The 4,055-nt window shown below is 59.2% G+C and carries 3 protein-coding genes; 1 reads left to right on the top strand and 2 read right to left on the bottom strand.

Annotation, left to right across the window (positions count from 1 at the left end; genetic code table 11):
* Positions 1-369: 369 nt before the first annotated feature.
* Positions 370-912: a GNAT family N-acetyltransferase gene (locus V3W49_RS22455; protein WP_500148167.1), complete on the bottom strand. Its 543-nt coding sequence runs from the start codon at positions 910-912 to the stop codon at positions 370-372.
* 86 nt (positions 913-998) lie between these two features.
* Complete coding sequence (locus V3W49_RS22450) at positions 999-1,457, bottom strand: Cd(II)/Pb(II)-responsive transcriptional regulator (RefSeq protein ID WP_500148166.1); 459 nt, start codon at positions 1,455-1,457, stop codon at positions 999-1,001.
* Positions 1,458-1,538: 81 nt separating this feature from the next.
* Between V3W49_RS22450 and V3W49_RS22445 the strand changes: the two genes are divergently transcribed.
* Entirely contained in the window at positions 1,539-3,800 is a 2,262-nt protein-coding gene (locus tag V3W49_RS22445) for a heavy metal translocating P-type ATPase (protein ID WP_500148165.1), read from the top strand.
* The last annotated feature ends 255 nt before the right edge of the window (positions 3,801-4,055 follow it).

The following is a 4,055-nucleotide window of genomic DNA, read 5'->3' as shown; positions in this document are numbered from 1 at the left end:
CCACGGGAATATATACGCAGGAAGTTATCGCAATCATAAGAGAGCAAAAACGTCTGGATATATAGGGTCAAATCCACTTCGCGGGTTGAAAAAATCAGTAACTTATTGTTGCAGCGTAACACATTGCTTTCATCCTGTTCGGAGCAACAAACAGAAATTGACTATACCAGATTGGACATTTCGGAGAATGACCCTGGCATGGATTGTCTACTTCGCGCTCATCTTAAACACCGGTCGATGAAATTAAATTAAACTATGACATAACATCATCAGTAGATGATGATAACAGAGCAAGGGCCGGCCTGAGGTGGCTATTATTCCCTGAATACATCAGGCCCGGCTCGCTGATTAAAACCCCGTAAATTTGTTTTACTCCTGAGCTTTGGTTGAACGGCAATGCATCAGTCGCTTATAAAATAGCGTGGTGCCCGCCAGGCTCCCGTCGGAATTGATGGCGAAATCGGGAATATGGCCCGCTTCCTGATAGCCCAGGCTGCGGTAGAACATCGAGGCCGGATCGCCGGTGCGGGTATCCAGCACCAGCAGGGAGCGCTGCCGCGCCCGGGCCTGGCTTTCCACTTCCTGCATCAGCGCCTTGCCGATACCGCGCCGGCGGTATCGGGTATCAACCATCAGCTTTTCCACCTCGGCCCGGTGAATGCCATTCGCTTTACCGCATAGCGAAAGCTGCACGGCGCCTGTAACCTGGTCGCCATCCAGCATCAGCATCAGCAGCAGGGAGCGATCGCCGTTCTCTACGTCAGCGGCAACCTGTTGCCAGTAACCTTCGGCCTCTTCCTGCGTCAGAGGGGGCAGAAATCCTACCGACGCGCCGCTGGCGACGCAGTCATCAAGTAGCGCGCAAAGCGCCTGCCGCCAGGGGGCCAGGTGGGTGATTTGTTCAATGTTCATGCGTTAACGTTTCCACATCAATTGGTGGAGGTTAAGGTTAAATTTACCTTAGCGCGGCGGCGGCGGTCATAGGGATTTCTTCTGGCTTAATGACGGTGCACGCCGCCGGGATGTTCCTGATTCAGAGGGATCAGGGTCTCTTCGCTCTCCCTGGGGCGGGTCAGGGTGTGGACAATGCCGCATTCGCTGACCGGTCTGCCGGAGCCGCAGTGGTCGCTCAGGGTTTTAAGCTGATGTTCCAGCGCCAGCAGCTCCTGAATACGCTGCTGCACGTGGTGCAGATGTTCATTGACGATGTCATCGATCTGCCTGCAATCCTCATCGTTACGGCTTAGCGCCTGCAACAGACCGCGAATTTCGTCGTGGGTCATATCCAGCGCCCGACAGCGGCGAATAAACAGCAGTCTTTCCAGATGGCTGCTGTCATAGTGCCGGTAATTATTGACGCTATCACGCAGCGGCAGGTGCAGCAGTCCCTCTTTTTCGTAGTAGCGTACGGTTTCCACCGGGCAGTTTGCCTGGCGGGCCAGTTCACCAATTTTCATTTGTCGCTCTCCCGGGGGTTGACCCTGTAGTGACTTCAGGGTTTGTAATGACCAGTATAGAGAACCGACGGGACGAAGAAAATGAGCGACTGTGGAATAAAAAATAAACCGGATCGGGAAGTCGGCAACCCTTGCGGCTGCCGGCATTCGTCCGGTAATCAGCCCGACCATCAACATTCTCATACCCATGACGGAGACACTTGCTGCACGCCGGCGCCGGTCAGCTTTAACCCACTGGGGGCTTCTCAGGCAGTGGCCGGAGGGCTGCGCACCGATATCCGCATTATGCAGATGGACTGTCCGGTGGAAGAGAACCTGATCCGTAAAAAGCTTGGCGGCATGGATGCGGTGAAAGCGCTGGAATTTAACCTGATGCAGCGGGTTCTGACGGTGACCCACACGCCGGATGCGCTGGAGGCGATTCTGGATGCCATCCGAACGCTCGGTTTTGAGCCGGAGCTGTCGGTTCAGGGGCAAGCGCAGGCTGAAGAAAAGAAAAAGCCCTGGTGGCCGCTGGCGCTGTCCGGCGTGGCGGCGATTGCCGCAGAAGTCACCCACTGGGCCGGGGGGCCCGAATGGCTCACCGCCGCTCTGGCGCTGGTGGCGGTGTTCTCCTGCGGATTCACGACCTACAAGAAAGGCTGGATATCCATCCGTAATGCCAACCTCAACATTAACGCGCTAATGAGCATCGCCGTCACCGGCGCGCTGATTCTGGGCCAGTGGCCGGAGGCGGCGATGGTGATGGTGCTGTTTACCATCGCAGAGCTTATCGAAGCAAAGTCGCTGGACAGGGCCCGTAACGCCATAGGTTCGCTGATGAGCCTGACGCCGGATACCGCCATGGTGCAGCAGCCAGATGGCAGCTGGCAGGAGGTGGAAGCGAAAAGCGTACAGCCGGGAAGCGTGGTGCGGGTTAAACCCGGCGAGCGTATCGGGCTGGATGGTGAAATCGTGCGCGGGCGAACCACCGTCAATCAGGCGCCGATTACCGGTGAAAGCCTGCCGGTGGATAAAACCAGTGGCGATTCGGTATTCGCTGGCACCATTAATGAGTCCGGCGCTTTCGACTACCGGGTCACGGCGGCGGCCAGTGATACCACCCTGGCGCGCATTATCCACGCGGTGGAAGAGGCTCAGGGGGTAAAGGCGCCGACCCAGCGCTTTGTCGATCGCTTCTCGCGCATCTATACGCCGGTGGTGATCGGCATTGCCGCGGCAGTGGCGGTGCTGCCGCCGCTGTTTGGGGCCGGAAGCTGGCAGGAGTGGATCTACAAGGCGCTGGTGATGTTGGTGATTGCCTGCCCGTGCGCGCTGGTGATCTCCACCCCGGTGACCATCGTCAGCGGCCTGACAGCCGCGGCGCGCAAGGGTATTCTGGTGAAGGGCGGCGTCTATCTGGAACAGGGGCGCAAGCTTCGTGCGCTGGCGCTGGATAAAACCGGCACCATCACCCACGGTAAGCCGGTACAGACCGAAGCCGTCATCCTCGACGGCGTGGGCGATGCTGAAGGTCGGCTGCTTGCGGCAAGCCTGGCTGGCAATTCCGATCACCCGGTATCGCTGGCGGTAGCCGCGGCTGCGGCGGGGCAGTTTACGCTGCGCGAGGTGGATAACTTTGAGGCCCTGGCCGGGCGCGGCGTGCGCGGCGATATCGACGGGCAGCGCTATTACCTTGGCAACCTGCGGCTGGCCCGGGAAACCTCTGGCTGTTCCCCGGAGATCGCCGAACGGGTACAGGCGCTGGAAGGCCAGGGCAAAACCGTGATTCTGCTCAACGATGGCCAGCGGGTGCTGGGGCTGTTTGCCGTGGCGGATACCGTAAAAGAGAGCAGCCGCGAAGCCATCGCCCAATTGCATGCCCTGGGGGTGAAAACCGTGATGCTGACCGGCGATAACCCCCATACCGCCCGGGCTATCGCCGCCCAGGTGGGCATTGATGAGGCCCGGGGCAACCAGCTTCCCACCGATAAGCACGCTGCCGTTCAGGCCCTTTCCCGTCAGGGAGTGACCGGTATGGTGGGCGACGGCATAAACGATGCCCCGGCGCTGGCCGCCGCCGATATCGGTTTCGCTATGGGGGCGATGGGGACTGATACCGCCATTGAAACAGCGGACGTGGCGCTGATGGATGACGACCTGGGCAAAATCCCGGCCTTTATCCGGCTCTCCAGGCAGACTTACGCGCTGCTGGTACAGAACATCAGCCTGGCGCTGGGCATCAAGGCGGTGTTCCTGGCCCTGACCCTTGCCGGTATGGGTACCATGTGGATGGCGGTATTCGCCGATGTGGGAGCCAGCCTGCTGGTGGTGGCTAACGGTTTGCGACTGTTGCGTAAATAACCTTTCTGTTTCGCGCGGCTCGTTTCAGTCTGTCTTTTCTAAATGACACCAGCAGCACCTTTCGGATGAGTTCAGGCAGAAGATTCAGGGCGGTGACACTCCCCGGCCTGAAAATCGCCGCAGCGTTCACGGCCGCCAGGGTCAGCCCGACAGGACGTCGGGCTGAGGGCGTGCGGCACAGGGAGGTGACGTCACGCCCGACCCGTCCGGCGGACGGGAAAAGCGCAGGACAAAATTGCCGGGAGCCATTTTGAA

Source organism: Rosenbergiella sp. YN46 (assembly GCF_036620675.1).
In the GTDB taxonomy this organism is placed as follows: domain Bacteria; phylum Pseudomonadota; class Gammaproteobacteria; order Enterobacterales; family Enterobacteriaceae; genus Jejubacter.
This window is presented reverse-complemented; position numbering and strand designations above follow the sequence as displayed.